The sequence below is a fragment of the Microbacterium sp. NPDC012755 genome, assembly GCF_042901325.1.
Taxonomy (GTDB): domain Bacteria; phylum Actinomycetota; class Actinomycetes; order Actinomycetales; family Microbacteriaceae; genus Microbacterium; species Microbacterium natoriense.
In genome coordinates this window covers 404,274-429,807 of record NZ_JBIBCT010000001.1, presented here as the reverse complement: position 1 = coordinate 429,807, position 25,534 = coordinate 404,274, and the positions used below count along the sequence as shown (strand labels likewise).

23 protein-coding genes and 1 tRNA gene are annotated in these 25,534 nt (G+C 69.9%); 14 read left to right on the top strand and 10 right to left on the bottom strand.

What is annotated here, in order from left to right; genetic code table 11:
* Positions 1 to 9: 9 nt before the first annotated feature.
* Genes cydB through cydC form a run of 3 tightly spaced genes read left to right on the top strand, consistent with a single transcriptional unit; the run spans position 10 to position 4,459 of the window.
* Positions 10 to 1,032, top strand: coding sequence for a cytochrome d ubiquinol oxidase subunit II (cydB, locus tag ACFY5A_RS02170; RefSeq protein ID WP_387231525.1), 1,023 nt, complete (start codon positions 10 to 12; stop codon positions 1,030 to 1,032).
* Positions 1,029 to 2,807: a thiol reductant ABC exporter subunit CydD gene (cydD, locus tag ACFY5A_RS02165; protein WP_387231523.1), complete on the top strand. Its 1,779-nt coding sequence runs from the start codon at positions 1,029 to 1,031 to the stop codon at positions 2,805 to 2,807. Before cydB ends, cydD begins: the two co-directional genes overlap by 4 nt.
* The gene (cydC, locus tag ACFY5A_RS02160; protein WP_387231521.1) at positions 2,804 to 4,459 is read left to right on the top strand and encodes a thiol reductant ABC exporter subunit CydC; all 1,656 of its coding nucleotides are present in this window, start codon (positions 2,804 to 2,806) and stop codon (positions 4,457 to 4,459) included. Before cydD ends, cydC begins: the two co-directional genes overlap by 4 nt.
* 35 nt (positions 4,460 to 4,494) lie before the next feature.
* Here the strand turns inward: cydC and ACFY5A_RS02155 are convergent, their stop codons facing one another.
* Positions 4,495 to 5,271, bottom strand: a complete 777-nt coding sequence (locus ACFY5A_RS02155) for a hypothetical protein (RefSeq protein ID WP_223585880.1) — start codon at positions 5,269 to 5,271, stop codon at positions 4,495 to 4,497.
* A 79-nt stretch (positions 5,272 to 5,350) separates the two neighbouring features.
* Between ACFY5A_RS02155 and ACFY5A_RS02150 the strand changes: the two genes are divergently transcribed.
* The 4 genes from ACFY5A_RS02150 (at position 5,351) to ACFY5A_RS02135 (ending at position 8,258) form a co-directional block, all read left to right on the top strand.
* The gene (locus ACFY5A_RS02150; RefSeq protein WP_387231519.1) at positions 5,351 to 6,397 is read left to right on the top strand and encodes a hypothetical protein; all 1,047 of its coding nucleotides are present in this window, start codon (positions 5,351 to 5,353) and stop codon (positions 6,395 to 6,397) included.
* Between the two features lie 187 nt (positions 6,398 to 6,584).
* Positions 6,585 to 6,675: transfer RNA gene (locus tag ACFY5A_RS02145), tRNA-Ser, on the top strand.
* A gap of 156 nt (positions 6,676 to 6,831) precedes the next feature.
* Positions 6,832 to 7,968, top strand: coding sequence for an epoxide hydrolase family protein (locus ACFY5A_RS02140; RefSeq protein ID WP_387231517.1), 1,137 nt, complete (start codon positions 6,832 to 6,834; stop codon positions 7,966 to 7,968).
* A gap of 107 nt (positions 7,969 to 8,075) precedes the next feature.
* The gene (locus tag ACFY5A_RS02135) at positions 8,076 to 8,258 is read left to right on the top strand and encodes a KOW motif-containing protein (RefSeq protein WP_386950857.1); all 183 of its coding nucleotides are present in this window, start codon (positions 8,076 to 8,078) and stop codon (positions 8,256 to 8,258) included.
* A gap of 30 nt (positions 8,259 to 8,288) precedes the next feature.
* Here the strand turns inward: ACFY5A_RS02135 and ACFY5A_RS02130 are convergent, their stop codons facing one another.
* Positions 8,289 to 9,164 carry a Fic family protein gene (locus ACFY5A_RS02130; protein WP_387231515.1) on the bottom strand — a complete coding sequence of 292 codons (876 nt, stop codon included), beginning with the start codon at positions 9,162 to 9,164 and terminating at the stop codon, positions 8,289 to 8,291.
* Positions 9,165 to 9,232: 68 nt separating this feature from the next.
* Entirely contained in the window at positions 9,233 to 10,441 is a 1,209-nt protein-coding gene (locus ACFY5A_RS02125) for an FAD-dependent oxidoreductase (protein WP_387231513.1), read from the bottom strand.
* A gap of 102 nt (positions 10,442 to 10,543) precedes the next feature.
* Between ACFY5A_RS02125 and ACFY5A_RS02120 the strand changes: the two genes are divergently transcribed.
* Positions 10,544 to 10,969, top strand: coding sequence for a MarR family winged helix-turn-helix transcriptional regulator (locus ACFY5A_RS02120; RefSeq protein WP_219844582.1), 426 nt, complete (start codon positions 10,544 to 10,546; stop codon positions 10,967 to 10,969).
* 184 nt (positions 10,970 to 11,153) lie between these two features.
* Complete coding sequence (locus tag ACFY5A_RS02115) at positions 11,154 to 12,152, top strand: magnesium and cobalt transport protein CorA (RefSeq protein ID WP_386950867.1); 999 nt, start codon at positions 11,154 to 11,156, stop codon at positions 12,150 to 12,152.
* A gap of 121 nt (positions 12,153 to 12,273) precedes the next feature.
* Here the strand turns inward: ACFY5A_RS02115 and ACFY5A_RS02110 are convergent, their stop codons facing one another.
* Complete coding sequence (locus tag ACFY5A_RS02110) at positions 12,274 to 12,849, bottom strand: hypothetical protein (protein WP_341941302.1); 576 nt, start codon at positions 12,847 to 12,849, stop codon at positions 12,274 to 12,276.
* Positions 12,850 to 13,260: 411 nt separating this feature from the next.
* Between ACFY5A_RS02110 and ACFY5A_RS02105 the strand changes: the two genes are divergently transcribed.
* The 4 genes from ACFY5A_RS02105 (at position 13,261) to ACFY5A_RS02090 (ending at position 20,543) form a co-directional block, all read left to right on the top strand.
* Positions 13,261 to 13,998: a hypothetical protein gene (locus ACFY5A_RS02105; protein ID WP_387231510.1), complete on the top strand. Its 738-nt coding sequence runs from the start codon at positions 13,261 to 13,263 to the stop codon at positions 13,996 to 13,998.
* Positions 13,999 to 14,051: 53 nt separating this feature from the next.
* Positions 14,052 to 17,975 (top strand): Pls/PosA family non-ribosomal peptide synthetase, encoded by a 3,924-nt coding sequence (locus tag ACFY5A_RS02100; RefSeq protein WP_387231508.1) that lies wholly within the window; start codon positions 14,052 to 14,054, stop codon positions 17,973 to 17,975.
* A complete protein-coding gene (locus tag ACFY5A_RS02095) occupies positions 17,972 to 19,330 on the top strand; it encodes a M1 family metallopeptidase (protein WP_341941305.1) in 1,359 nt (452 codons plus the stop codon). The genes ACFY5A_RS02100 and ACFY5A_RS02095 overlap by 4 nt, the downstream gene beginning before the upstream one ends.
* A gap of 196 nt (positions 19,331 to 19,526) precedes the next feature.
* A complete protein-coding gene (locus ACFY5A_RS02090) occupies positions 19,527 to 20,543 on the top strand; it encodes a PLP-dependent cysteine synthase family protein (RefSeq protein ID WP_387231506.1) in 1,017 nt (338 codons plus the stop codon).
* On the opposite strand, the gene ACFY5A_RS02085 is transcribed toward ACFY5A_RS02090, so the two are convergent.
* The 6 genes from ACFY5A_RS02085 to ACFY5A_RS02060 form a co-directional block, all read right to left on the bottom strand.
* Positions 20,540 to 21,328 (bottom strand): endo alpha-1,4 polygalactosaminidase, encoded by a 789-nt coding sequence (locus ACFY5A_RS02085; RefSeq protein WP_387235865.1) that lies wholly within the window; start codon positions 21,326 to 21,328, stop codon positions 20,540 to 20,542. The two genes, ACFY5A_RS02090 and ACFY5A_RS02085, sit on opposite strands and share 4 nt — an antisense overlap.
* An 8-nt stretch (positions 21,329 to 21,336) precedes the next feature.
* Positions 21,337 to 22,029, bottom strand: a complete 693-nt coding sequence (locus tag ACFY5A_RS02080) for a DUF899 domain-containing protein (RefSeq protein ID WP_387235862.1) — start codon at positions 22,027 to 22,029, stop codon at positions 21,337 to 21,339.
* 53 nt (positions 22,030 to 22,082) lie between these two features.
* On the bottom strand, positions 22,083 to 23,474 hold the full coding sequence (locus ACFY5A_RS02075) for an MFS transporter (protein WP_387231504.1): 1,392 nt from the start codon (positions 23,472 to 23,474) through the stop codon (positions 22,083 to 22,085).
* A gap of 104 nt (positions 23,475 to 23,578) precedes the next feature.
* The gene (locus ACFY5A_RS02070) at positions 23,579 to 23,785 is read right to left on the bottom strand and encodes a CsbD family protein (RefSeq protein ID WP_387231502.1); all 207 of its coding nucleotides are present in this window, start codon (positions 23,783 to 23,785) and stop codon (positions 23,579 to 23,581) included.
* Between the two features lie 23 nt (positions 23,786 to 23,808).
* Positions 23,809 to 24,303: a hypothetical protein gene (locus ACFY5A_RS02065; RefSeq protein ID WP_341941308.1), complete on the bottom strand. Its 495-nt coding sequence runs from the start codon at positions 24,301 to 24,303 to the stop codon at positions 23,809 to 23,811.
* Positions 24,304 to 24,401: 98 nt separating this feature from the next.
* Positions 24,402 to 24,749, bottom strand: coding sequence for a hypothetical protein (locus ACFY5A_RS02060; protein ID WP_387231500.1), 348 nt, complete (start codon positions 24,747 to 24,749; stop codon positions 24,402 to 24,404).
* A gap of 262 nt (positions 24,750 to 25,011) precedes the next feature.
* On the opposite strand from ACFY5A_RS02060, the gene ACFY5A_RS02055 reads away from it, so the two are divergent.
* Entirely contained in the window at positions 25,012 to 25,503 is a 492-nt protein-coding gene (locus ACFY5A_RS02055; RefSeq protein WP_105672871.1) for an FBP domain-containing protein, read from the top strand.
* The last annotated feature ends 31 nt before the right edge of the window (positions 25,504 to 25,534 follow it).

Here is a 25,534-nt window from a genome sequence, read left to right as displayed (position 1 = left end):
GAGAAGACCGTGGAATACCTCTGGTTCTGGATCGTCGCCTTCTTCTTCGTCGGCTACTTCGTGCTCGACGGATTCGACTTCGGCGTGGGTATGTCGCTGCCGTTCCTCGGCAAGGACGACGTCTCCCGCCGTCAGGTGATCAACACCATCGGCCCCGTGTGGGATCTCAACGAGACCTGGGTCATCGTCGCCGGCGCCTGCCTGTTCGCCTCGTTCCCCGAGTGGTACGCGACGCTGTTCAGCGGCTTCTACCTCCCGCTCCTGCTGATCCTGCTCGCGCTCATCCTCCGCGGCGTCTCGTTCGAGTACCGGCACCAGCGCGACTCGCTGAAGTGGAAGCGCGGCTTCGACCGGATGATCGTGATCGGCTCCGTCGTCCCCGCGCTCCTGTGGGGCGTGGCCTTCGGCAACATCGTGCAGGGCGTCGCCCTCGATGAGAACCACATCTTCGTCGGCGGGCTGCTGTCGCTGCTGAACCCGTACGCGCTGCTCGTCGGCGTGACCACGCTGCTGCTGTTCTTCCTGCACGGCGTGCTGTTCGTCGCCCTGAAGACCGACGCGCAGGTGCACGAGGACGCGCGTCGTCTGGTCCGCCTCGCGGCGGTGCCCACGATCCTCGCCGCGGCCGGCACGGTCGTCTGGACGATCGTCATGGCGGCGGGGCGAGAGGCGCCGCTGCTGTGGATGGTGATCGGATGCGGCGCTCTCGCCGCGGTCGCTCTCATCGGAGCGGTCGCCTTCTCGCTCCGCGGACGCGACGGCTGGGCGTTCGCTGCCGCCGCGGTGACCGTGGCCGGTGCGGTCGTGATGCTGTTCGGCGCGCTGTTCCCGTACGTGATGCCGTCGACCATCGACCCGGCGTACAGCCTCACGATCGAGAACGCGTCGAGCACTCCGTACACGCTGCAGATCATGAGCTGGACCGCACTGGTCGCGATGCCGCTCGTGCTGCTCTACCAGGGCTGGACGTACTGGGTGTTCCGCAAGCGCGTCCGGCGCAGTCACATCGAGGCGGCTCCGGCGCACGCGTGAAGCCCCTCGACCCCCGTCTGCTGCGGTACGCGAGTGCCGCACGGGTGTTCGTCGCGGCATCCGCGCTGATCGGCGTGGCGCAGACGGCGGTCACGGTCGCGTTCGCGTGGATGCTGACGGATGCCGTCACCGGCGCCGTCGCGGGGCGCGACGTGACGGCGTCGATCCTGTGGCTGCTCGGGCTCGCCGGCATCCGCGGACTGCTGATCGCCGCGTCGGACGCCGCGGGCACGCGCGCCGCGGCGGCGACGGGTGCGCAGCTGCGGGCCGCGCTGATCTCCGCGGTCGGGCGGCTCGGACCCGGGTGGCTCGCACAGCGCAACCGCGCCTCTCTCGCGGTCACCGCGGGGCACGGGCTCGAGGCTCTGGACGCGTACTTCGCGCGGTACATCCCGCAGCTCGTGCTGACGGTGATCGCGACCCCGGTGCTCGTCGCCGTCATGTGGTGGCAGGACTGGCTCAGCGGCCTCACCGCGATCATCACGCTCCCGCTGATCCCGCTGTTCCTCGTGCTCATCGGCATGGCGACGCGCACCGTGCAGCGCCGCCAGTGGCAGACGCTCCAGACCCTCGCCGTGCGGTTCGCCGACACCGTGCAGGGGCTGTCGACGCTGCGGCTGTTCGGACGCGACCGGCGTGCGGCCGACCGCATCGAGGCGACGGCAGACGACTACCGCCGCGAGACCATGAAGGTGCTGCGGTTCTCCTTCCTCTCGGGTTTCGCGATGGAGCTGCTCGCGTCGCTGGCCGTGGCCCTGATCGCGGTGTCGATCGGGTTCCGGCTGCTCGCGGGCGACCTGTCGCTCGAGGTCGGACTGTTCGTGCTGCTCCTCGCGCCCGAGGCGTTCCTGCCGATCCGTCAGGTCGGCGTGCAGTTCCACGCCGCGGCCGAGGGCGTCGCCGCCACGGAGGACGTGTTCGAGGTGCTCGACGCGGCCGGTGCTGCGGGAGCCGGTGCTGCGGGAGCCGGTGCCGCGACAGCCGGTGCGTCGGTCGCCGGTGCTGCGGTGGGGGCGCGCCAGAACTCCGGAGAACCGGGAGCGCATGCGGGGGGAGGCCCTCGCCCGGTTCACAACTCCTCACAAACCTGGCTGGATCGACGCGGAGACGGCCTGGAGAGCGGCGAACGGGCCGTTTTTGAGGAGTTACGGACCGCCGCGCCCGCGCACCTCGTCGTCGAGGACCTGCGCGTGCGCGATCTCGCGCCCGTCTCCTTCACCGCAGAGCCCGGAACCATCACGCTCATCGAGGGGCCGAGCGGAGCGGGCAAGTCGAGCCTGCTCGCGGCGCTCCGCGGAGCGGTCCCGTTCGACGGCTCTGCGGCGTTCGGGGGCGCGGACGTCCGTCACCTGAGCCCCGCCGACTGGCTCGCCTGGTCGGGGCAGCGGCCGCAGCTGAGCCGCGGGACCATCGCCGCGAACGTGGCCCTCGGCGATCGGGAGCCGGATGCCGACGGCATCCGCTCCGCCCTCGCCGCGGCCTGCGCCGGAGCGCTCGACCCCGACCGGGAGCTCGGCGTGCAGGGCAGCGGGCTCTCCGGAGGGCAGGCGCAGCGGGTGGCCGTGGCCAGGGCTCTGTATCGGCACGCGCGCGGCGCCCACCGGGTCCTCGCGCTCGACGAGCCCTCCAGCGCCCTCGACCCCGACACGGAGGCACGGCTGTGGACGAGCCTGCGCGAGCGCGCGGATGCCGGGGCGACGATCCTGCTCGTCTCGCACCGTCGATCGGCCCGCGACATCGCCGACCGCGTCGTCGACCTGGGGGTGGACGCATGACCGGCGCCTCCGTGTCCGCGATCCTGCGGCGGGCCCAGCCGCCGTTCCTCCGCTTCCTCCCCGGCCTCGTCTGGGGCGTGCTGTCGGCGGCCGCCGCGGTGAGCCTGCTCGCGGTGAGCGGCTGGCTGATCGTCAGCGCCTCGATCGTGGACTCTCTGGTGCCGCTGTCGATCGCGGTGGTCGGCGTGCGCTTCTTCGCGGTCTCCCGCGCGGTGACGCGCTACCTCGAACGTCTGACCGGGCACGATGCGGCCCTCCGCCAGCTCGCCCGCACCCGTTCGGATCTGGTGCGGCGATTGATCCCGTTGTCGCCCGCTGGCCTCGGCGGCACCGATCACGGCCGGGTGCTCTCCGCGCTGGTCGACGACGTCGAGAACCTGCAGAATCTCCCGCTGCGCGTGGTCCAGCCGTTGGCGGTCGCCGGGGTGGTCGCGGTCGGCGCCGTCGGGGTTGTGGCGATCATCTCGCCGCCCGCCGCGCTCGCGCTCGCCGCGTGCCTGCTGATCGCGGCGGGCGCCGCCGTGGGGCTCGGATGGCTGTTCGGCTCGCGTGCGGAGGCGTCGCTGTCGTCGCGTCGAGCGGATCTGTCGGCCGCCCTGGTCGACTACTTCGGCGGCCTCGACGTGCTGATCGCCTACGGCGCGGAGGAGCAGGCACGCGGGCGCATCGCGGATGCCGATCGGGCCCTGCGCCGTGCGGTCGGCCGTGCGTCCCTCGCTCAGGCGATCGCGGCCGGCGTGGTGTCGGTCGCGGCCGGAGCGGCATCCGCGTGGGCGCTGGCGGTCGCGGCTCCCGGCATCCTCTCCGGGGCGATCGACGGGCCGTGGCTGGCCGTCGTCGTGCTGGTGCCGATGGTGGTGTTCGAGATCTTCGGGGCCGTGCCGATCGCCGCGTCGTCGTGGCGGAGCGTCAGGGCGAGCGCCCAGCGCATCGCCGATGTCCTCCCGGATGAGGCGCCGCGAGAGCTCCGCTCGGATGACGGAGCGGATGCCGACTTCGGCGGGGTGCCGACGCTGAGGCTCCGCGGAGCTCGCGCGCACTGGCCGGGCGGGGCCGTCGCGCTCGCGGGGGTCGACCTCGATCTCGCCCCGGGGGAGCGGGTGCTCGTCTCGGGCCCGAGCGGTGCGGGCAAGAGCTCTCTGGCCGCCGTGCTCGTCGGCTTCCTCCGCGTCGAGGGCGAGTATGCCCTGGACGGTATGGACGCCTCGTCGCTCTCGGGTCCGGCGCTGCGCCGGACCATCGGCCTGTGCGAGCAGAGCCCGCAGCTGTTCGACGAAGACCTCAGGCAGAACCTGCTGTTCGCGAGGGACACGGCGACGGATGCCGAGCTGCTCGACGTCCTCGACAGGGTCGGTCTCGGAGCGTGGGTGGCCGAGCGCGGAGGGCTCGACGCTCGGGTCGGGGACCGCGGTGCGCTGGTGTCCGGCGGTCAGGCCCAGCGGATCGCACTCGCGCGGGCGCTGCTCCGGGGCTTCCCGGTGCTCGTGCTGGACGAGCCGACCGCTGGTGTGGACCCCGCGGCATCCGATGCGCTGCTGCGAGATCTGCTGCGCGCCGCGGGGGAGCAGTCGGTGCTGCTCATCTCGCACGTCGCCCCGCCGGCGGGCACGGTGGACCGCGTCGTCCGGCTCGAGGGCGGCCGCACGGTCTGAGGCCGCACGAAGCGTGACAGAAGACGCGGGACGGGTCAGGGGGCGAGGTCGGCGCGGGGCTCCATGACGACGCCCATCGCCTCGAAGGCGCGGCGGCGCTCCTCGATGCGGCGGTGCAGCTCGACCTGCGCCTCCTCCACGACCGACGCATCCAGGTCGACGGTCGGCGGATGCGGGTCGCCGTGGTTCGCCGCGATGTAGGCGTCGAGCTCTGGGCCCGAGGTCCACGACGTGATCAGGGCGAAGCGCGGGGCGACGCCGCGGTGCCACACCGCATGCCAGAAGCGCTGGGTGTCGACGATGATCCGGGAGCCCTCGCGGAGCGGCAGGCGGATCTCGGTGGCGGGGTCGAAGCGGTCGGAGCGCAGGATGAGCAGGGAGTCGGCGTCGTCAGAGAGGTTGAAGAAGCCGCGGACCACCCAGCCGGTGCCCTCGTCGTTGAGACGGTTGTTGTCGTCCTGATGGAGGTTGTAGATCGCGTCGGCGTACTCGTTGGGCTGCAGCTCGATCACGCGGCATCGTCCGACGCCGGCGCCGGGCTCGATGGCGCGGCGGTGCAGCACGGGGGCGAGGGCGACCTGCGAGGCGACCCACACCCCGTCCTTGTCGGGGCGCGGAGGGGTGTGGTTCCAGAAACCGTTGCACTCGACGTCGCCGGCGAAGCTCGCGAGCGGGGCGAAGCGCGTGATCCCCGACGAGCGCCACGGCACGTACTCGAGATCGAGCCACTCGGCGGGGTCGGACGACTGGTCGTGGTCGTCGAGCACGACGTAGCCGGTCTCGGCCAGTGCCTCAGACGTGATGTAGCCCATGCCGCGTCCTCCTCGGTTCTCGCTTAGGCAATCCTAACTCGCGGCATCCGTCGCTCGCAGGCGCCGATAGCCTGGAAAAATGACTCAGCCGCAGGGCGCCCACCTCGTGGGCAGCGTGAACTACGACGATGCCGAGACCACGATGCGCACGGCATCCGCGATCCTCGGACGGCGGCTGCGCCGTCTGCCCGACGGGGAGGTCGGCACGAGGTTCCACTGGATCATGTTCCAGCCCGACGTGCTCGGCCAGGCCGAGGGCATCGAGCGGGTCGGCGACGAGCCGATCCCGTTCCGTGCAGGGATCGACGCCAGGCCGCTGCGGATCGCCCAGGGGACGGATGCGGCCGGCATCCGCCTGCCCGCCCTCGGCTACGCGTCTGCGGCGATCGACTCCTACGTGGTGTTCTCTCGTCTCCGCGCGGCGGGGGAGCTCGCCGAGGGGGCCCGGTTCCAGGTGTCGCTGCCGACCCCGCTCGCGGTGATCTCCTCGTTCTTCTCCGGCGACGACCGGGCGGCGATCGAGCCCGTGTACACGGCGGCGATCCTGGGCGAGGTCGACGAGATCCTCGCGGCGATCCCGCACGACGACCTGGCGATCCAGTGGGACGTCGCGAGCGAGATGGGCATCATCGAGCGCGCGGCCGGCTACGGCAAGGTCATGGAGGCGTGGTGGGAGGGTGACGCCTTCGCCGGTGTCGTGTCGCGACTGGCTGCGCTGGTGGATGCCGTGCCCGCCGACGTCGAGGTCGGCGTGCACCTCTGCTACGGCGACGCGGGGGAGAAGCACTTCGTGGAGCCGACGGATGCCGCGAACCTCGTGCGCTACGCGAACGCCGTGACCGCGGCATCCGCGCGGGATCTGACCTGGCTGCACCTGCCCGTGCCGATCGAGCGTGACGACGAGGCGTACTTCGCACCGCTCGCCGGCCTGTCGTACGACGGCGAGCTGTACCTCGGGCTCGTGCACCGCGAGGACGGCGTCGACGGAGCCTCCCGGCGCATTGCCGCCGCGCAGCGCTTCGCTCCCGGGTTCGGCGTGGCGACGGAGTGCGGCATCGGCCGCGCCCCCGCAGGAACGACCGAGGACATCCTGCGCACCCACGCGGAGCTCGCCGCCACCTGGTGAGCCGGGTCGCGTCGCGTCGTGCCGTGTCGCGTCGTGCCGGGCGGTGCCGTGTCGACTTCACGTGAAGTCGCCGAGTGCACGGCTCGTTGCCGCGAACGTCCCGTGCACTCGGCGAGAGCACGAGAAGTCGACGGGCGCCCGACCGCTCGATTCGCGCCCGGGCGGCGTCTCGCGTAAGCTAGTCCGCGGTGACGTGTCCGAGCGGCCGAAGGTGCAACTCTCGAAAAGTTGTGTAGGGTAACCCCCTACCGTGGGTTCAAATCCCACCGTCACCGCCAACGAAGAAAGACCTCCACGAAGTGGGGGTCTTTCTTCATTTTCCGAACGCTGCGGGATTGGGAGGGCACCACCCGAGGGTGCCCCCGGTGTCGGTGCGCCGCGGTAGCGTCGGGACTGCACCGCCGCCGTCTCAGAAGAGGTCTCCCATGCCCGGAATGTCAGCCCTAGAGGTCAGTGAGAACGATCTCGATGACCTGCGCCGACGGCTTCGCGCGACGCGCTGGCCGGAGCCGTGGCCTGTGCAGGGCTGGGATGCGGGCACCGATCAGGATGAGCTCCGCCGGCTCGTCGACGTATGGCTGAACGGCTTCGACTGGCATGTTCAGCAACAGCGCATCGACGCGCTGCACTGGCGACGTGCAGACATCGACGGCGCGTCCGTCGCGTACCTTCACTTCGATCCCGAGCCGGGAGGTTCCGGCGTCCCCGTGCTGCTCACGAACGGTTGGCCGAGCACGGCGCTCGAGCTCGTCGACGTCGCGCGACGCCTGGCGACGCCGTCTCTCTTCGGGGGAGACTCTGCAGACGCCGCCCCCGTGATCGTGCCGGCGCTTCCCGGTCTGCCGTTCTCGCCGCAACGTCCCAGGCTCGGCGAGCAGACGCACGAACTCTGGCACGCGCTGATGACGCGGCATCTCGGCTTTCCCCGCTACCTCGCCCACGGCGGCGATCTCGGGGCGGGGATCACCTCTCGACTCGCGCAGGCGTATCCCGACGAGGTGGTCGGCATCCATTTGCTGGCGGTGGCCCCTCCGGCGCACATCGATGAGGAGACGATCACGCCTGAAGAGGAGGCCCATCTCGAACGGGTGCAGGAGTGGCTGAGGACCGAGGGCGGATATCAGCATCAGCAGCAGACCCGCCCGCTGACGCTGGCACCGGCGGTGTCGGACTCTCCGGCCGGACTGCTGTCGTGGATCCTGGAGAAGCATCGCGCGTGGAGCGACTGCGATGGCGATGTCTCCTCCCGGTTCGGCGACGACTACCTGCTGACGCTCGCGTCGGTGTACTGGTTCACCAACTCGATCGGCACGTCGTTCCGGGCCTACTACGAGCATGCGTCGGGGTTGACGTCGCGCGTCGAGCGGGTGCGGGTGCCGACCGCCGTCGCTCTCTTCCCGCACGACATCGCCTCGCCGCCTCGACGGTGGATCGAGCGTACCTACGACCTCGTGCGATACACGCAGATGCCGCGGGGTGGCCACTTCGCACCGCACGAGGAGCCGGCCCTACTCGCCGATGACATCGCCGCGTTCGCCCGCTCGCTGTCTCAGCCTCAGATCACGGAGTGACGCGGATGCAGGCTCTCGATGATGTGCTCCCCGCCCGAACTCTGCTCGTCAGTTGAGCGCGCATCGCCGGTGCCACGCCGGTGGAAACCGCCTGGCACACTTGAGCCATGACAGACGAGGGACAGGTCGGGAGCGGTGACCGGTGCGAGGTCGTGTCCGGCACGCATCGAGGCAAGGCGGGTGTCGTGGAGGACGTCAACACCAGCAGGACGGGTGCCGTCACCATCACGGTGGTGCAGCCCGACGGCCTGCGATTCAAGACTCTCGCGAAGAACGTCCGAATCCTCTGACGTCAGCAAGGGTGTTCGGACTGAGGTGTCTCACGCGAAGTCCTCGGCGATCATCCAGCGATCTCGCACACGGAAAGCGGGGATCGTCTGCCTCCGCGCCTTGTTCGTCGCCGAAGCTCCGGTGATCCCCGCTGCCCTCGCCCAGTCGGCGAGCGGGATGAACCGGGGGCTCGAGATCAGCGCGATGCGCTTGTGCAGTGATTCGAGCACGAGCAGGACGAGCAGCCGGGTCATGCCCTCGGAGGAGTCCTTCCTCGAGTACTCCTCGAGCTGGGGGTAGTAGTCGAGATGACGGTTGCGTGCACGAACGATGACCGGAGGCAGGCCGATGTCCTGGAGCTGCTTGTTGATCAGCACGCGTCCGATTCGTCCGTTGCCGTCAACGAAGGGATGGATGATCTCGAACTCGCAGTGGAACCAGGCGATCCTCTCGAGAGGAGACATCGATTCGTCGGTCTCGTACCGGGTCACGGCGTCGTCGACCAACTGGGGTACGAAGGCGGGGTTCGCTCCCAGGTGGCCACCGACCCGCACCCATTCATCGTCTCGTCGGAAGCGGCCGGCGACGTCGTCTCGGATGCCTGCGAGCAGCATGCCATGCCATCGAAGCATCAGCGCACAGGTGAACGGCTCACCACCACGGAGGAGATCCTCGGTCACTGCGGCGAGGTTCCTCGCCTCGTAGACCTCGCGGAGGTCTCGGCGTGCGACGGGCATGAGCCCGGCGAGGATCCGCTCGGTGTCGTCGAGCGTGAGCGTGGAGTTCTCGATCGCGTTCGACTGCTGCACCGACTCGGCCAGTTCGGCGAGCGTGATCTCGACGAGAGCCTGGGGGTGCCGGGCGGCGAGGAGCCGGTACTCCTCGGCCGTGGCGTCGAGTCGTTCCCACGTCGCTCGATTGATCACACCGTCATCCCCTCGGTTGCGTCCCACTTACCGTGAATTATTGCAGGATACGCTCGCAATTCACGCATTCATGGCGCCGGCACCACCCGCTCGTCGAAGTCGATGTGGTGGCCCTGCAGCCACATCATCGCCTCGCCGCCGTCCTTCGCCGCGGCGCGGAACTTCCCGGGGAGGATCAGGTCGCGGAGCACGCGCATGATCGGCCCTGCGGCCTTGTCGGACGATGAGCGGTGCCCGATCTCGACGATCTTCTCGACGCGGGTCTGACGCAGCGACTGGAACGTCGCGAACGCCGATGCGGTGGTCGGGCAGTCGCGCAGGCACTGGGCGAGGATCACGGCATCCTCCAGCGACATGGACGCGCCCTGGCCGGCTGCGGGAGAGGTGGCGTGAGCGGCGTCGCCGATGATGGCCATGCGGGATCCGTCGTGCCACCTCTTCACCACGGGCATGTCGTAGGTCGCCCAGCCCTGGATCGGCCCCGGCGCCGCGTCGATGATCGAGGAGGACGGGCCGGCATCCCCGTCCATCAGCTCGCGCAGCCAGGTCCGCCACTGCCCGTCGCTCATCCCGGACAGCTGTCCGCGGGCGAGCTCGTGTTTCATCGGCGGGTTCGCGAACCAGAGCGTTCCTCCGTCGGGGGTGTTCATCCAGGCGAAGAAGCACCTCGTGCCGAACTGCATCCGGAAGTCCTGCGGTGGTGCATCCACTGTGAGGTCCGGGATGTACCCGCCGGTGTTGAGCACAGGCACGTAGCGAGGCGCGGGAGCCGTGGGATCGATGAGGCGCCGCACGGTGGAGTGGATGCCGTCGGCTCCGATGAGGATGTCGCCGGTGGCCTCGGTGCCGTCCGCGAAGCGCGCGATGATGCCGTCGCCCGTGTCGCGCGCGTCGATCAGGCGCTTGTCGTGGTGGACGGGGATGCCGTGGTGACGCGCAGCCTCGGCCAGTGCGACGAACAGCCGCGCCCGGGGCATCATGAGCGAGGTGAGTCCGTCGGGGCGGCGGAAGGCCATCGGCATCTGCCCGAGCGAGCGCCCTCGTCCGTTCACGAAGCTGATCGTGTCGACGGGGTAGCCGATCTCGGCGACCCAGCTCTCGATTCCGACGGCGCGCAGCGCATCGAGGCCGTTCGCCTGGAAGTTGATCCACGACCCGCGCTGGTCCGCATCCGGCGGGAGCTGCTCGAACACCTCCGCCTCCATGCCGATCCTCCGCAGTGCGACGGCGAGCGTGGGGCCGGCGATGCCGCCACCGATGATGAGCGCCTTGGTCATGACTCTTCCTCCTTGGTATCTTGATCGTCAAGCAATCATGAGCGAAGGAAGCCTTGAATGTCAAGTAGTTTGAGTGTCAAGGAACAACGGGTCGGCGCCGCCATGCAGAAGTATCAGGCCGCCGTCGACGACTTCGACCGCCAGATGGCGCGGCTGCTCGGCGTCAACGGCACGGACCTGCGCTGCCTCGAAGTGCTCATCGGCGCGCAGGAGGAGATCACCCCGCGGATCATCGCCGACCGATTGGGGCTCACGACGGGGAGCGTGACGACGATGCTCGACCGCCTGGAACGAGCAGGATACGTTCAGCGCACCCCGCACCCGGATGACCGGCGCAAGGTCGTCGTCGAGGCCACGGATGCCGCGCGCCGGCGCACGTGGGAGATGATCGGTCCGCTGGTCGAGGAGAGCACGGATGCCGTCACCCGTGACTTCACCGATGCCGAGCTCGATGCCGTGGAGAGGTTCCTCACCCGCGCGACGGCACTGCAGGAGCGCCACACGTCGCGGCTTCGCGGACGCGACTGAGGTCGAACACCGACTGTTCCCGCGCGATTCACGCGACTGCGCTCGCGCAGAACCCCGCAGAAGCGCACAATGTCAGCAACGACCGAGACGAACGCGCTGCCGCGACCTCCGCGACCGCTGAAAGGGAGCGGCTCATGACGGACACGTGCGAGCGCGTGACGGATCCTGTCTTCGCGGGTGCCCGATGATCGTCGACTGCGCCCGCTACCTGCACGGGCGGCGTCAGGGCGAGGGACCGCTGGGCGTGCGGGAAGCCGCCGCGCTGGGAGACCAGGACGGTTTCGTGTGGTTGGGTCTGTTCGAGCCGGAACCCGGCGAGCTCGCCGAGGTGAGGGAGGCGTTCGGCCTGCACGAGCTGGCGATCGAAGACACGCAGACCTTCCACATGCGTCCGAAGATCGAGACGTACACGGAGAACGACACGCGGCTGGTGATCGTCCGCACGGCGCGCTACGACGATGCGGCCGAGGAGGTCGAGTTCGGCGAGATCAGCGTGTTCGTCGCGCCGACCTTCGTCATCACTGTGCGGCAGGGCGTGGCGAGCGAGCTGCACGGTGCGCGTCAGCGTCTCGAACTCCAGCCCGACCTGCTCGCCGCGGGCACGGATGCCGTGCTCTGGGCGATCTTCGACCAGGTCGTCGACGGATACGCCCCCGTCGTGGCGGGGCTCGAGCACGACATCGACCAGATCGAGGCGACCGTCTTCTCCGGCAGCGCGGCGCCGACGGAGCGGATCTACTCGCTGCGCCGCGAGGCGACCGACTTCTACCGTGCGGTGCATCCACTGCTCGGAGTGGTGGCCTCCGTCGAGCGCTCGTCCCGTCAGGCCGCGCTTCAGCCGTATCTGCGCGACGTCCACGATCATCTGACCCTCATCAATGAGGAGGTCGCGGCGCAGCGCGATCTGCTCGGTACCGTCCTCGAGGCCAATCTCTCCGTGATCACGGTCCAGCAGACCGCCGTCGGGGTGCGGCAGAACGCGACGATGGAGCGCCTCACCGTGCTCGCCACCGTGTTCCTGCCGTTGACGTTCATCACCGGCTTCTTCGGGCAGAACTTCAGCTGGCTCGGCGACCACACCGCCGGGTTCGTGCCGTTCCTCGTCTACGGGATCGGCGGGCTGCTCATCCCGCTGGGAGTGCTCTACTTCTGGCTGCGTCATCCCGGCGGGCGCAAGGACTGAGCGCGACCGATATGGGTTCCGCCTCCTGGTGCTCCCCGAGCGTTCGCGTCTCCTCTACGGCATCCGGAGGGATCGCGCCGTACTATCCGGGAACCGTGGCTGTTCCAGAGCGCAGAGCGAACTACGCGGGCGTGGCGTCGTAGGCGGGCGGGTCCCCGGCGATCGCCGCCAGCCCCCGCAGGTAGTGCGAGTCCGAGTACAACATCACGATCTTCCGGATGCGGTAGCCGCGCGGACGTCTGTGCCAGCGGGCATTCGGCTTCACCTCATGGAGGTAGAACCAGTCGTCGACGATCTGATCGGCGACGCCGATCCAGGTGGCGGACGATCTCTTCGTCGATTCGATACCCATGAGCGCCCCCGGTTGGGGGAAGTCGCGCAGGAGGGACCGGGTGCGATCGAGATCGACCCTCTCCGTGTGAGGGAGGCGAGTCGGGGGCCACTCTGGCCGTGTCTGCGCGAAGAGGCCTTCGAACGACTTGTCTCTGCCGACCTTGTGGATATCGCTCACACGCACTGCCGCGTATCCGTCGAAGAAGCCGCCATCGGCCGTCCGGGCGAGCAGCACCCACTTCTTTCCCACATCGATGACGAAAGCGCTGATCGCCCATGGATCGGAGTAGCGATGGATCTTCAGGAACGTTCTCGATACCTGCGCCGACCCGAGCTGTGAGCGGATGCGTGCAAGTCGTCCCATACCCACATCCTGGTCGACATCCGCGCGGCAGGTCAAAGGAGTTCAACCGAACGGCGGATTCCGAAGGTCGGGCAACCGCTTTCTGAGTGACTTCGAATCGATTTCCTGAGGGAACAAGCGAATTCGAAGGCTTTTCCTCTTTCCCTGAGTCTTGCGGAGGAGTATCGTCACCCAGGTCACGAGTTCGCGAGGCCCCCCGCACGCGGCTCGTCAGGCTTCTCGACACTGGGGACTCTCGAGAAACGAAGCGGGGTGGCGGCTTTCTGGGGAGGAGCCGCCTCCCGCCTCATCCTCCCGCGTGATCGCTGTCATTCGGCGCCGCAGTTCTCCGGCTGTTCACCGGCCACGAGTACCATGTGTCGCGCTGCGGCCCGGGCTCCCCGCGCCGCCCGATCGGATGGTGAGGACCCCATGGCCAAGAAGACCAAGGCGCAGAAGTCGGCAGAAGCGGCGCTCGATGCGGCCGCCGCCGCGGCGAAGGACGCGAAGAAGCTGAGCAAGGCCCTCCCGAAGAAGGACGGCAGGAAGCTGCGCGCACTGGTCGATGAGGCGAAGGATGCCGCGCAGCCGTCCAAGAAGAAGCTCGTGAAGAAGCCCCGCAAGGTCGAGAAGGCCGCGGTCGAGGCCACCGCGCGCCTGGAGAAGGCGACCGCGAAGATCGCGAAGAAGACGTCGTCGGCGACGGCAGTGGTCGAGAAGAAGAAGTCGGTCGAGAAGAAGCCCGCCGAGAAGAAGAAGTCGGTCGAGAAGCCCGCCGAGAAGAAGGCCGCGGAGAAGCCGGTTGAGAAGAAGCCGGTCGAGAAGAAGGATGTTGTCGAGAAGAAGGATGTTGTCGAGAAGAAGGATGTGGTCGAGAAGAAGGATGTGGTCGAGAAGAAGGATGTGGTCGAGAAGAGGCTGATCTCAGCGAAGAAGGCTGCGGTCGAGGCGACGGTGAAGACCCCGGCCAAGATCCCGGCCAAGGCCCCCACGAACGCTCCGGCCACGCCCACGCCCGCGCCCGCTCGGCGGGCGACCCCGAAGGCCGCGGCATCCGTCGACCTCGATGCGCTCACCGTCACGGCTCTGCGCGCCCGCGCCCGCGCGGCGGGTCGCACGGGCTACTCGCGCCTGACCAAGGCGCAGCTGATCGCGCTGCTCTCCTCCTGACGGGGCGAGAGCGAGACCACCCGACAGCGCCAGCAGACAGCGACAGACCGACAGTGCCAGACGTGCAGCAGGGCTACGACCGCACCGCCCAGGCGCCGGATCCCCGGACGCTCATCGACATCCTCCGCGACACCGCCGCCCGGCATCCCGATGCCTCCGCCATCGAAGACGCGGCCGGCGCCATCAGCTACGCCGAGCTCATCGCCCGCATCAACGTGACGGCCGCGCGTCTGCACGACCAGGGTGTGCGCCGCGGCGACCGCGTGGGCGTGCGGATGCCGTCGGGCGAGCGTGCGCTGTACATCTCGATCCTGTCGATCCTCGCGGCGGGCGCGGCCTATGTGCCCGTGGACGCGGATGATCCGCAGGAGCGCGCCGACCTCGTGTTCGGCGAGGCGCGGGTGCGCGGCGTGATCAGCGCCGGGGGTGTGTTCATGCCGGCGGATGCGGCGGGGGAGAGCGGCCTGTTCGAGGGAGCCGACCCGCACCCCAGCACCTCCGCCGTGCCGGTCGTCGCCCCGCCGACCCCTGATGACGACGCGTGGATCATCTTCACCTCGGGCTCGACCGGCACTCCGAAGGGCGTGGCCGTCTCGCACCGATCGGCCGCGGCCTTCGTCGACGCCGAAGCCCGGCTGTTCCTGCAGGACGCGCCCCTCGGCCCCGGCGATCGCGTGCTCGCGGGTCTCTCGGTCGCCTTCGACGCCTCGTGCGAGGAGATGTGGCTGGCGTGGCGGCACGGCGCCTGCCTGGTGCCCGCGCCGCGAGCCCTGGTGCGCTCCGGCGAGGACCTCGGTCCCTGGCTGATCGGTCACGGCATCACCGTGGTCTCCACGGTCCCGACGCTGGCGGCGCTGTGGCCGCAGGACACGGTCGAGAACGTGAGGCTGCTCATCTTCGGCGGCGAATCGTGCCCGCCCGAGCTCGTCGCCCGACTGGTCGGCGACGGCCGCGAGCTGTGGAACACCTACGGCCCCACGGAGGCGACCGTCGTCGCCTGTGCGACGATCATGCACGGCGACGGCCCCGTGCGCATCGGCCTGCCGCTCGACGGCTGGGCGCTCGCGGTCGTCGACGCCGACGGTCGGCTCGTCGCCGACGGCGAGGCCGGAGAGCTCATCATCGGGGGAGTGGGCCTCGCCCGCTATCTCGACCCGGCCAAGGATGCCGAGAAGTACGCTCCGATGCCCACCCTCGGATGGGACCGCGCCTACCGCTCCGGCGACATGGTGCGCGCCGACCCGGAGGGCCTGATCTTCCAGGGGCGCGTCGACGATCAGGTCAAGATCGGCGGACGCCGCATCGAGCTCGGCGAGGTCGAGGCGGCGCTCCAAGCCATCGACGATGTCACCGCGGCAGCGGTCGCCGTGCGCAGGACGGATGCCGGCATCGCCCTGCTCGTGGGCTACGTCGTCCCCGCCGAGGGCTTCGACCGGCAGCGCGCCCGCGCTCAGCTCGCCGAAGCCCTCCCCGCCCCGCTCATCCCGCTCCTCGCGGTGGTCGACGACCTGCCCGTCCGCACCTCGGGCAAGGTGGACAAGGCCGCTCTGCCCTGGCCTCTCGTCGATCAGGATGCCGCGGACTCGACCCTGTCCGGCACGGCCGCGTGGCTCGCCGAGCAGTGGTTCTCGGTGCTCGGCATGCGTCCGACCGAGGAGAACGCCGACTTCTTCCAGCTCGGCGGCGGATCACTCGCCGCGGCGCAGCTGGTCTCGCGCATCCGCACGCGCGCCCCCGAGTTCACGATGGCCGACGTGTACGACCTGCCGCGGCTGCGGCAGATGGCGGATGCCGTCGACGAGGTCGCCACCGACCAGGAGGTCCGCACGGCGACCGCTGCGGCCCCCACGCCGCGGCGCATGCAGTGGGTGCAGACGCTGCTCGGCATCCCGCTGTTCATGCTCTCCGGGGCTCGCTGGATCACCTGGCTGCTGACGGCGAGCTGGCTGCTGCAGCTCGTGCCGGGGTTCGACTTCCTCCCCACCGCACCGGGGTGGGCGATCCTCCTCGGCCTCCTCGTGTTCGTGACCCCCTTCGGACGGATGGCACTGTCGGCCCTCGTCGCCCGGCTCCTGCTGGCCGGGGTGCGCGGCGGCGACTACCCCCGCGGCGGCGGCGTGCATCTGCGGCTGTGGCTCGCCGAGCAGGTGTCGCATCAGGTCGATGCGGTCGGGCTCGCGGGCGCCCCCTGGGTGATCTTCTACGCCCGTGCTCTCGGCGCCCGCATCGGCAAGGGCGTCGACCTCCATTCGCTCCCCCCGGTGACGGGGATGCTGCACATCGGCGAAGGCGCGGCCATCGAGCCGGAGGTCGACCTCGCCGGCTACTGGATCGACGGCGACACCGTGCGCATCGGCGAGATCCGGATCGGCGCCGACGCCACCGTGGGTGCACGCAGCACGCTCGCACCCGGCACGAAGATCGGGCGCGGGGCCGAGATCGCCCCTGGCTCCGCGGTGTTCGGGCGGGTGCGCGCCAGGCAGCGCTGGGCCGGTTCACCCGCAGCGCGGGTAGGCGGCAAGAGCATGCCGTTCGCTCCGGAGGCTCCCCCGAAGCGCCGCCGCTGGCTGTGGGCATACGGCGGCTCCTCCGCGCTGCTGGGGCTGCTGCCGTTCCTCGCCTTCGCGGTCGGCGGCCTCGTGCTGGCAGCCGGCATCCGCGGCTCGGAATCGCTGGCCGCGGCGATCGGGCCGCTCGCGCTGTGGCTCGTGCCGGCCGTGCTCGTGACCGGTCTGGTCTTCGCGGCGGCGGTGCTGCTCATCGTGCGGGTGCTCTCGATCGGTCTGACCGAGGGCGTGCACCCCGTGCGCGGACGGGTGGCCTGGCAGGCCTGGACCACCGAGCGCCTGCTCGACTCCGCCCGCACCCTCCTCTTCCCGATCTACTCCAGCCTGTTCACCCCGATCTGGCTGCGGATGCTCGGCGCGAAGGTCGGCCGGGAGGTCGAGGCGTCGACGGTGCTGCTGATCCCCCGCATGACCGTGATCGACGACGGCGCCTTCCTCGCCGACGACACCATGGTCGGCACCTACGAGCTCAACGGCGGATGGATGCGCATCGCGAAGGCGCGCATCGGCAAGCGCGCCTTCCTCGGCAACTCCGGGCTGGCCGCCGCCGGTCACCGCGTGCCGAAAGACGGCCTGATCGCCGTGCTCTCCGTCGCTCCGGAGCGGGCGAAGGCGGGCTCGTCCTGGCTCGGATCGCCGGCCGTGCGGTTGCGTCGCGTCGTGAACGACTCCGACCTCGAGCGCACCTACCGCCCGCGGCAGTCGCTGCGGTGGGCGCGCGGCCTGTGGGAGCTCGGCCGCATCCTCCCGGTGTTCATCACGTGCGGCCTCGGACTCGCCGTGCTGCTCGGCCTCGCCTGGATCACCGAGACCTGGGGGCTGCCGATCGCGATCCTGCTGTCCGGCGCCGTCCTGCTCGCGGCCGGAGCGTTCGCGGCCGCCATCACGACCGCGGCGAAGTGGATCTTCGTCGGACCGATCAGAGCGGGCGAGCATCCGCTCTGGTCCAGCTTCGTGTGGCGCACCGAGGTCGCCGACACCTTCACCGAGATGGTCGCGGCGCCCTGGTTCGCCACCGCGGCAGCGGGGACCCCAGCCCTCGTCGTCTGGCTGCGCAGCCTCGGCGCGAAGATCGGCCACGGCGTCTGGACCGACAGCTACTGGCTCCCCGAGCCCGACCTCGTGAGCCTCGGCGACGGGGCGACGGTGAACCGCGGTTGTGTGGTTCAGACCCATCTGTTCCATGATCGTGTGATGAGCATCGACACGGTCACCCTCGAATCGGGTGCCACCCTCGGCCCGCACTCGGTCGTGCTGCCCGCGGCGACCATCGCCGCCGACGCGACCGTAGGGCCGGCATCCCTCGTCATGCGGGGCGAGACGGTACCCGTCGGGAGTCGCTGGAGCGGCAACCCGATCGGCCCGTGGCGGGCCGTGACGGTGCGCGCCTACCAGGCGGCGGACGGATGAACGTCGACCCCTACACCCCGCACTCCGGCGACCCGCGCATCCGCGTCGAGCACTACGACCTCGATCTCGACTACAAGCTGTCGACGAATCGACTCACCGCCACCGCGGTGATCGACGTGCGCATCGAGCAGGACACCGCGGCCTTCGCGCTCGACCTCGTCGGTCTGCGCGTCAGGAAGGTCCGCATCGACGGGCAGTCGCGGACGAACTTCACCCAGACCGATCGCAAGGTCAAGGTCGCGCTGGGCGGCACGGTGCCCGCCGGCGATGTCGTGCGGGCGACGATCGAGTACGCCGGTGCGCCGAAGCCGCGGCACACGCGATGGGGCGCCCTCGGGTGGGAGGAGCTCGAAGACGGGCTGCTGATCGCCTCGCAGCCGACCGGCGCCGCCACCTGGTTCCCCTGCAACGACGTGCCGTACGACAAGGCGACCTATGCGGTGCGGGTGACGACGGACCCCGGGTACACCGTGGTGGGCTCCGTGCCGCCGTCGCGCTCGGTGTCGCGAGGTCGGGGCGTGTGGGTGTTCGACATCCCCGTGCCCACCGCGACCTACCTGATGACCCTGCAGATCGGCCAGTACACCGAGGAGCGGATGCCGCTCGGCGACGTGGCGGGGCGGCTGTTCTATCCCCGGGCGCTGGCGGCTCGCGTGCACGCGGACTTCGACGGCCTCGCGGCGATGATGTCGACCTTCGAGCGGTCGTTCGGACCGTATCCCTTCGGCGAGTACACGGTGGTGGTCACCCCCGACGAGCTGGAGATCCCCCTCGAAGCCCAGGCGATGGCGATCTTCGGCGCGAACCACATCGACGGCGAGCACGGGCTGGAGCGCCTCGTCGCGCACGAGCTCGCGCACCAGTGGTTCGGCAACAGCGTGGGTCTGCGCCGCTGGCGCGACATCTGGCTCAACGAGGGCTTCGCCTGCTACGCCGAATGGATCTGGTCGGAGGCGTCGGGCGGTCCGAGCGCGCAGTCCAAGGCGCTCGCCCATCACGCTCGCCTCGCCGAGCTGGAGCAGGATGTCGTGCTCGCCGACCCCGGGGCCGACGCGATGTTCGACGACCGCGTGTACAAGCGGGGCGCCCTCGCCCTGCAGGCGCTGCGGCTGACGATCGGCGATGAGGCGTTCTTCGGCGTGCTGCGCGCGTGGACCTCGGCGCGCGCCTACGCCACCGCCGTCACGGCCGACTTCGTCGCGCTCGCCGAGTCGGTGAGCGGGATGCCGCTGGCCGGCCTGTTCGAGTCGTGGCTGAGCGACACGGCGCTGCCGGCTCTGCCTCCAGGGCCCGCGGGGGAGACCGCGGCTCCGCTCACCGGTCCGATTCTCGGCCTGGATCGTTCGCGTCGCTGATCCCGTCGTCTCCGTACGGCGCGTGCGGGTGCGCGGGGCGGCGCGGACGCGCGGGTTTGCGGCAGGACCCGACTCGGGTTACAGTTCCGGTGTGTCCCTGACGTGTCGTTGTTGTCGCTGAGCGCTCCGCTCGCCTCCACCGACCCCACACAACCGCGCGCGTCAGCCGCGCGCCCCTGAACGTCAGGAAACTCCCGTGCGCTACGCCCAGCACATCGCCGAACTCGTCGGCCACACGCCCCTCGTCCGCCTGAACGCCGTCGCGGCAGGCATCCGTCCGACCGTGCTCGCGAAGGTCGAGTACTTCAACCCCGGCAGCTCCGCCAAGGACCGCATCGCCGCGTCGATCATCGACGCCGCCGAGCGCGAGGGCATGCTGAAGCCCGGAGGTACGATCGTCGAGGCCACGAGCGGCAACACGGGCGTCGGCCTCGCGCTCGTCGCCCTGCAGCGCGGATACCGGATGGTGTTCGTCGTCCCCGACAAGTTCGCCGGTGCCAAGGTCGCCACCCTGCGCGGCTACGGAGCCGAGGTCGTGGTGACGCCGACCAGCGTCGAGCCCACCGATCCGCGCTCGTACTACAGCGTGGCCGCCCGTCTGGCCGCGGAGATCCCCGGGGCCTTCAACCCCAACCAGTTCGCGAACCAGAACGGTCCGCGCGGGCACTTCGAGACCACCGGTCCGGAGATCTGGAGCGACACCGACGGCCGTGTGACCCACTTCGTCGCCGGCATCGGCACCGGCGGCACCATCACCGGCACCGGCCGCTACCTCAAGCAGGCGAGCGACGGCAGGGTCAGGGTCATCGGCGCCGACCCCGAGGGCTCGATCTACTCGGGCGGGCCGATCCACGGCTACCACGTGGAGGGCGTGGGGGAGGACTTCATGCCCTCGACGTTCGACCCCTCCGTCGTCGACGGGTACGAGCGGATCTCGGACGCCGAGTCCTTCGCGATGACCCGTCGCCTCGCCGCCGAGGAGGGGCTGTTCGTCGGCGGCTCCAGCGGCATGGCGGTCGTCGCCGCGCTCCGCACGGCATCCGCCCTCACCGAAGACGACGTGGTCGTCGTGCTGCTCCCCGATCACGGGCGCCGCTACCTCGACAAGCTCTACGACGACGAGTGGCTCGCCGAGCGCGGCTACGCCGTGCCGGAGGCCACGGTCGACCCCGTCGTCGCCGAGGTGCGGGCCTTCCTCGACAGCGCCGGCTAGCAGGTCTCGAACGCGTAGTCCTCGTCGTCCGGCGCGACGAGGTCGCGGTCGCGCAGCACCATCGATGCTGGGGACTCCTCATCGGCGCACATCTCGGCGAACGATCGCGGCAGCTCGTCGGCGTACTCGATGTCGATGACGTGCCCGCCGTACACCTCCGTGTAGCGCGGGCACTCCCGGTACACGGCGCACTCCTCGGTCACCGCGAAGTCGAACCCCGCCTGCTCGTGCAGGACCGCCGCATCCTCTGCCGCGTTCTTCTGCCCGGCGGCGAGACCAGCGGCGTGTGCGCGGTCGACGAGCATCGCCGCGAGTGCGAGGTTGTCGTCGAGGGAGAGTGCGCCGTCGGAGCGCGTGTATGAGTCGAGGTTGTCGAACTCGACGGCGTCGAAGCCGGCATCCGCGCATCCGTCGATCCACGGTCCGACCGTCGCCGCGATGCGCTCGCGCCGGTCGGCCGTCGAGGTGTCGAGCAGCGCCTCGTCGGGCCAGTCCGGGTCGTACACGACGTCGCCGTCGCGCTGCAGCAGCAGATCCTGCGTCCAGGACTCGAGCTCTCCCGGTTGGGTCTGGAAGCCGTTCACGTAACAGATCGAGTACACCCCGTCTGCGGGATCGGCGGAGCGATCGCGGCCCACGATGCCCACTCCGTCGGCGGGCGGATACGCGCCGCCGAGCTGGTAGTCGGGCACGGCACCGGATGGCGGGAGGGCGATATCGCCGGGGGCGTCCGTCGAGCATCCGGTCAGGGTGAGGAGAAGAGCGAGGGCGGCCGTCGCGGCCAGGCGGCGGATCAGCTCCCCGCCCCGTACAGCGCGCCGATCTCCTTCGAGCCCATGCCCTGGCTGTAGGTCGGATGCTGCGGCCAGCCCTCGGGAGAGTCCTCCCACTCCTCCTGGCGGCCGTACGGAAGAAGGTCGACCAGGCCCTGCAGATGACTGAGGCGCTCGGTGCCTCGGCCTTCCGTGTGCCATGTCCGGTAGACGGTGTCTCCGTCGCGCAGGAAGACGTTCACGCCGAAGCCGGCGTTCGGCGGGGCGTCCATGTCGGCGCCGAACGTGCTGTCGGCGCTCGAGAACCACTGCATCCGGTTGCCCACCCGCTCGCGGTAGGCGAGCAGCTCCTCGATCGGGCCGTTGCTGACGATCACGAAGCGCGCGTCGTAGTACCGGTCCAGCACGTCGAGCCGCGTGAACTGCGAGGTGAATCCGGTGCAGCCCGGGCACTGCCACTCGTTGCCGTCTGACCACATGTGGTTGTAGACGATCAGCTGAGAGGCCCCGTCGAAGACATCGGCGAGGCGCACGGGGCCGTCGGCGCCGACCAGCGTGTACTCGGGCAGCTCGACCATGGGCAGGCGGCGACGCTGCGCCGCGATCGCATCGAGCTCGCGGGTCGCGGCCTTCTCCCGCACGCGCAGCGCATCGAGTTCACGACGCCAGGTGGCGGCGTCGACGACAGGGGGCAGAGGGGTGGTGCTCACGATGATCCTCCGGTTTCGTGGCGGTGCCCCCAGTCTGCGCCGGGCCACCGACACGGTCAACGGGGTGCGTCGGCGGCGTCCGCCGCCTGCGCCTCCTCGGCGGGGTTGCGGCGGATCCCGATCCACGACACGACGCCGCCGAGCACGAGCAGGCTCGCTGTCACCCAGGCCGCGCTGTGGAATCCGGCGAGGTTCAGCGTGCCGCCCACGATCGTCGAGAGCATCGCGACGACGAGCAGGCCGGCGACCCTGGCGACGGCGTTGTTGACGGCCGACGCGATGCCGGAGTGCGCCTCGTCGATCGCGCCGAGGATCGCCGCGGTCAGCGGGGCCACCGTCAGCGAGAGGCCGAGACCCATCACGATCATGGCCGGAAGCACCTGCCACCAGTAGTCGAAGTGCTCCGAGACGAGCAGCAGCATTACTGCGCCGACGGCCATCACCAGCGGGCCGACCGTCATGAAGATGCGGGGGCCGAGGCGCCCGGCCCAGGCGCCGGCGCGCGAGCTGACCAGGATCATCAGGATCGTCATCGGCAGGCTCGCGAGCCCGGCGGCGGTGGCCGTGAGACCCGCTCCCTGCTGCAGGTACACGCCGACGACGAAGCCGTTGAGCGACAGCGCGGCGTAGACGAACAGCGTCGCCAGGTTGCCCCAGGCGAAGTCCCGCACGCGGAACAGCGACATCGGCAGCAGCGGCGACGCCGAGTGATCCTGCCGCCAGAGGAACAGCGCGAACAGCAGGATGCCGACGATGCCCGGGCCCCAGATCACCGGAGAGGCCCAGCCCCTGGTCGGCTGCTCGATGAGCGCGAACACCACGGATCCCAGTCCCAGCGCGCACAGCGCCCCGCTCCACCAGTCCACTCGGACGCCGCTCCGGCGCTCGTCGAGCTTCAGCCGCGAGAGCAGGAAGAGCGTCACGGCGATCGGGAGCACGTTGATGAGGAAGACGAGGCGCCAGGACAGGAAGTCGACGAAAAGGCCGCCGAGCAGCGGGCCGACCAGCTGCGCCGCCGTGGTGAAGGCCGTCCACACGCCGATCGCGCGCGACTGCACGTCGGCGCGCATCGTCGCGGTGATGAGCGCCAGAGAGCTCGGCACGAGCAACGCTCCTGCGGCGCCCTGCCCCGCGCGGGCGATGATCAGCACCAGCGGGTCGGGGGCGACGGCGACGGCGACGGATGCCACGCCGAAGGCGATGAGGCCGATCCGCATCACGAGCACGCGGCCGTAGGCGTCGGACAGCGACCCGGCCAGCAGGATCAGCGCGCTGAGTGTGATGAGGTACGCGTCGACGACCCACTGCTGAGTGGTGATGCCTCCGCCCAGCTCCCGGCTGATCGCGGGGAGCGCGACGTTGACGACGGTGCCGTCGAGGAAGGTCACGAAGGACGCGAGGATCGCGATCGTGATGACGAGCCGCTGCAGAGGGGCGAAGGATGACACAGCCCGACACTACTGCCGAAGAGGGAGGGGTGGATCGGAAACGCCTCTCCGCGTGCGTGCGGGGAGGCGTTTCCGATACGTGGTGGGCCCGTGGGCCCGCGCGACTACTCCTTGAAGCCGTCCCGCAGATTCTCGCCGGCCTTCTTGGCGGCGTCCCTGACGTCGTCCGCAGCCTGCTTCGCCGACGCCTTGACCTGGTCGGCTCGGCCCTCGGCCTCGAGCTTCTCGTTGTCCGTGACCTTGCCCACGCCCTCCTTGACCTTTCCGGCCAGCTTCTCGGCGGCGTTCTTGATGTCGTCTGCTGCGCTCATGCGCTCTTCCTCTCGTCGACGGATCACTCGAAGAGGCCACGTTCGCATCCGAGCGCGAGCAGGGCCACGGGGTTGACATCCGGCTTCTCGCATGACAGCGGAAACCGCCCATCGACGTGCGATGCGGCGGGGACTACTCTGGCGTCAGGCGGGCTGTCCTGCCCGCTGACCCCCAGAGGAGAGCGGTGTGCGATGGACTCGATGATGATGGGCGCCATGTCGAAGAACATGATGTCGATGCCCGACATGGCGATGATGGACATGTCCGTCATGCAGGCGTGCATGGACGCGTGTTCGGCCTGTGAGCAGGCCTGTACGGTGTGCTCCACGCAGATGATGGACTGCGCGCCGTCGTGCATGAACTGCGCCGACATGTGCAACACGATGATGCGCTCGATGATGCGGATGCAGGGCATGACCCCCGCGTCGATGATGTCGATGCTCGACGCCTGCATGGCGATGTGCCAGACCTGCATGGACATGTGCATGATGCACGCCGACGACAGCGAGGTCTGCAAGATGTGCGCTCAGGCGTGCAAGGCCTGCATGGACGCCTGCATGGCCATGAAGGACATGATGATGGCGGCCGCCTGATCCGGAACGGATCCGCGTCGCCTCAGATCGAGGCGACGTTGAACTGCGTCCGCCCGACGGCCAGCACGCCGTAGCGCACGTGCAGGGCGACCGGCGTTCCCGCTGCGGCTTCGAGCGCGGCGCCGGTGGCGTTCCACAGCGAGTGCGCCTCGCCGTCGAGCGTGCGCACCACGAGCTCGCCGGAGTCGGCATCCGACTGCTCGACGATCGCGTCGACCCACTCCGCCGGCGTCGCCGAGGCGAGTCGGGCCTGGATCAGGTGCAGACCGTGACCCGACGCGAACGAGGAGCAGACGTCTCCGTGCTGGCACATGCACGCCGCACGCTCACGCACCGGGAGGGGCGAAAGGCGGTTCAGCGGCGTGGACACGGGGTTCTCCTGTCGATCGGATGGCGTTCCCGCAAGAGTAGGCGCGGGATCACGGCGAGGGAACCGGCGCCGACACGAGACGAAACAAACGGGTGTAAGCTCGCCGGGTGCTGTTGTCGATGAGCGCCGGTCAGGCGCGGAACGGAGCCGCAGGCGCATTCAGCGCCGCGGGCAGAGGCTGACGATCAGCCGGAGGCGGAACCCCCGTCCCCGGTGCTGAGACGTACCCACCTCACCCCTTCCACGAAAGCACTGTTCTGTCATGCGTCCCATCGACGAGCGCGCCATCCGCGCATCCTTCATCAACGCCTCCCGCAAGGAGGTCTCCGACCTCACGCTGCCTCCGGGCTTCGCCGACATCGACTTCGATCGGCTCGACTACCTCGGCTGGGTCGATCCGAAGCAGCCCCGCCGCGCCTACGTGATCGCCTGGCGCGACGAGCAGGCGGTCGGCGTGTTCTTGCAGCGCGCCGAGCAGCGGGTCGCCTCACGCGCCCAGTGCTCCTGGTGCGACGACGTCACCCTCCGCAACGACGTGCAGCTGTTCGTCGCGCGCAAGGCAGGACCTGCCGGGCGCAAGGGCGACTCGATCGGCACGCTCATCTGCGCCGAGTTCGGGTGCTCGCGCAACGTGCGCGTGCTCCCGCCCCTCGCGTACCAGGGCTACGATCGCGAGCTCGCGAGGGACCTGCGGATCCTGCGGCTGGAGGAGCACGTGCTCGCGTTCCTCCGGGGAGTCGAGGACTCCGCCTGAGGTCCTGCGCGGGGCGACAGCTCCGGAGACC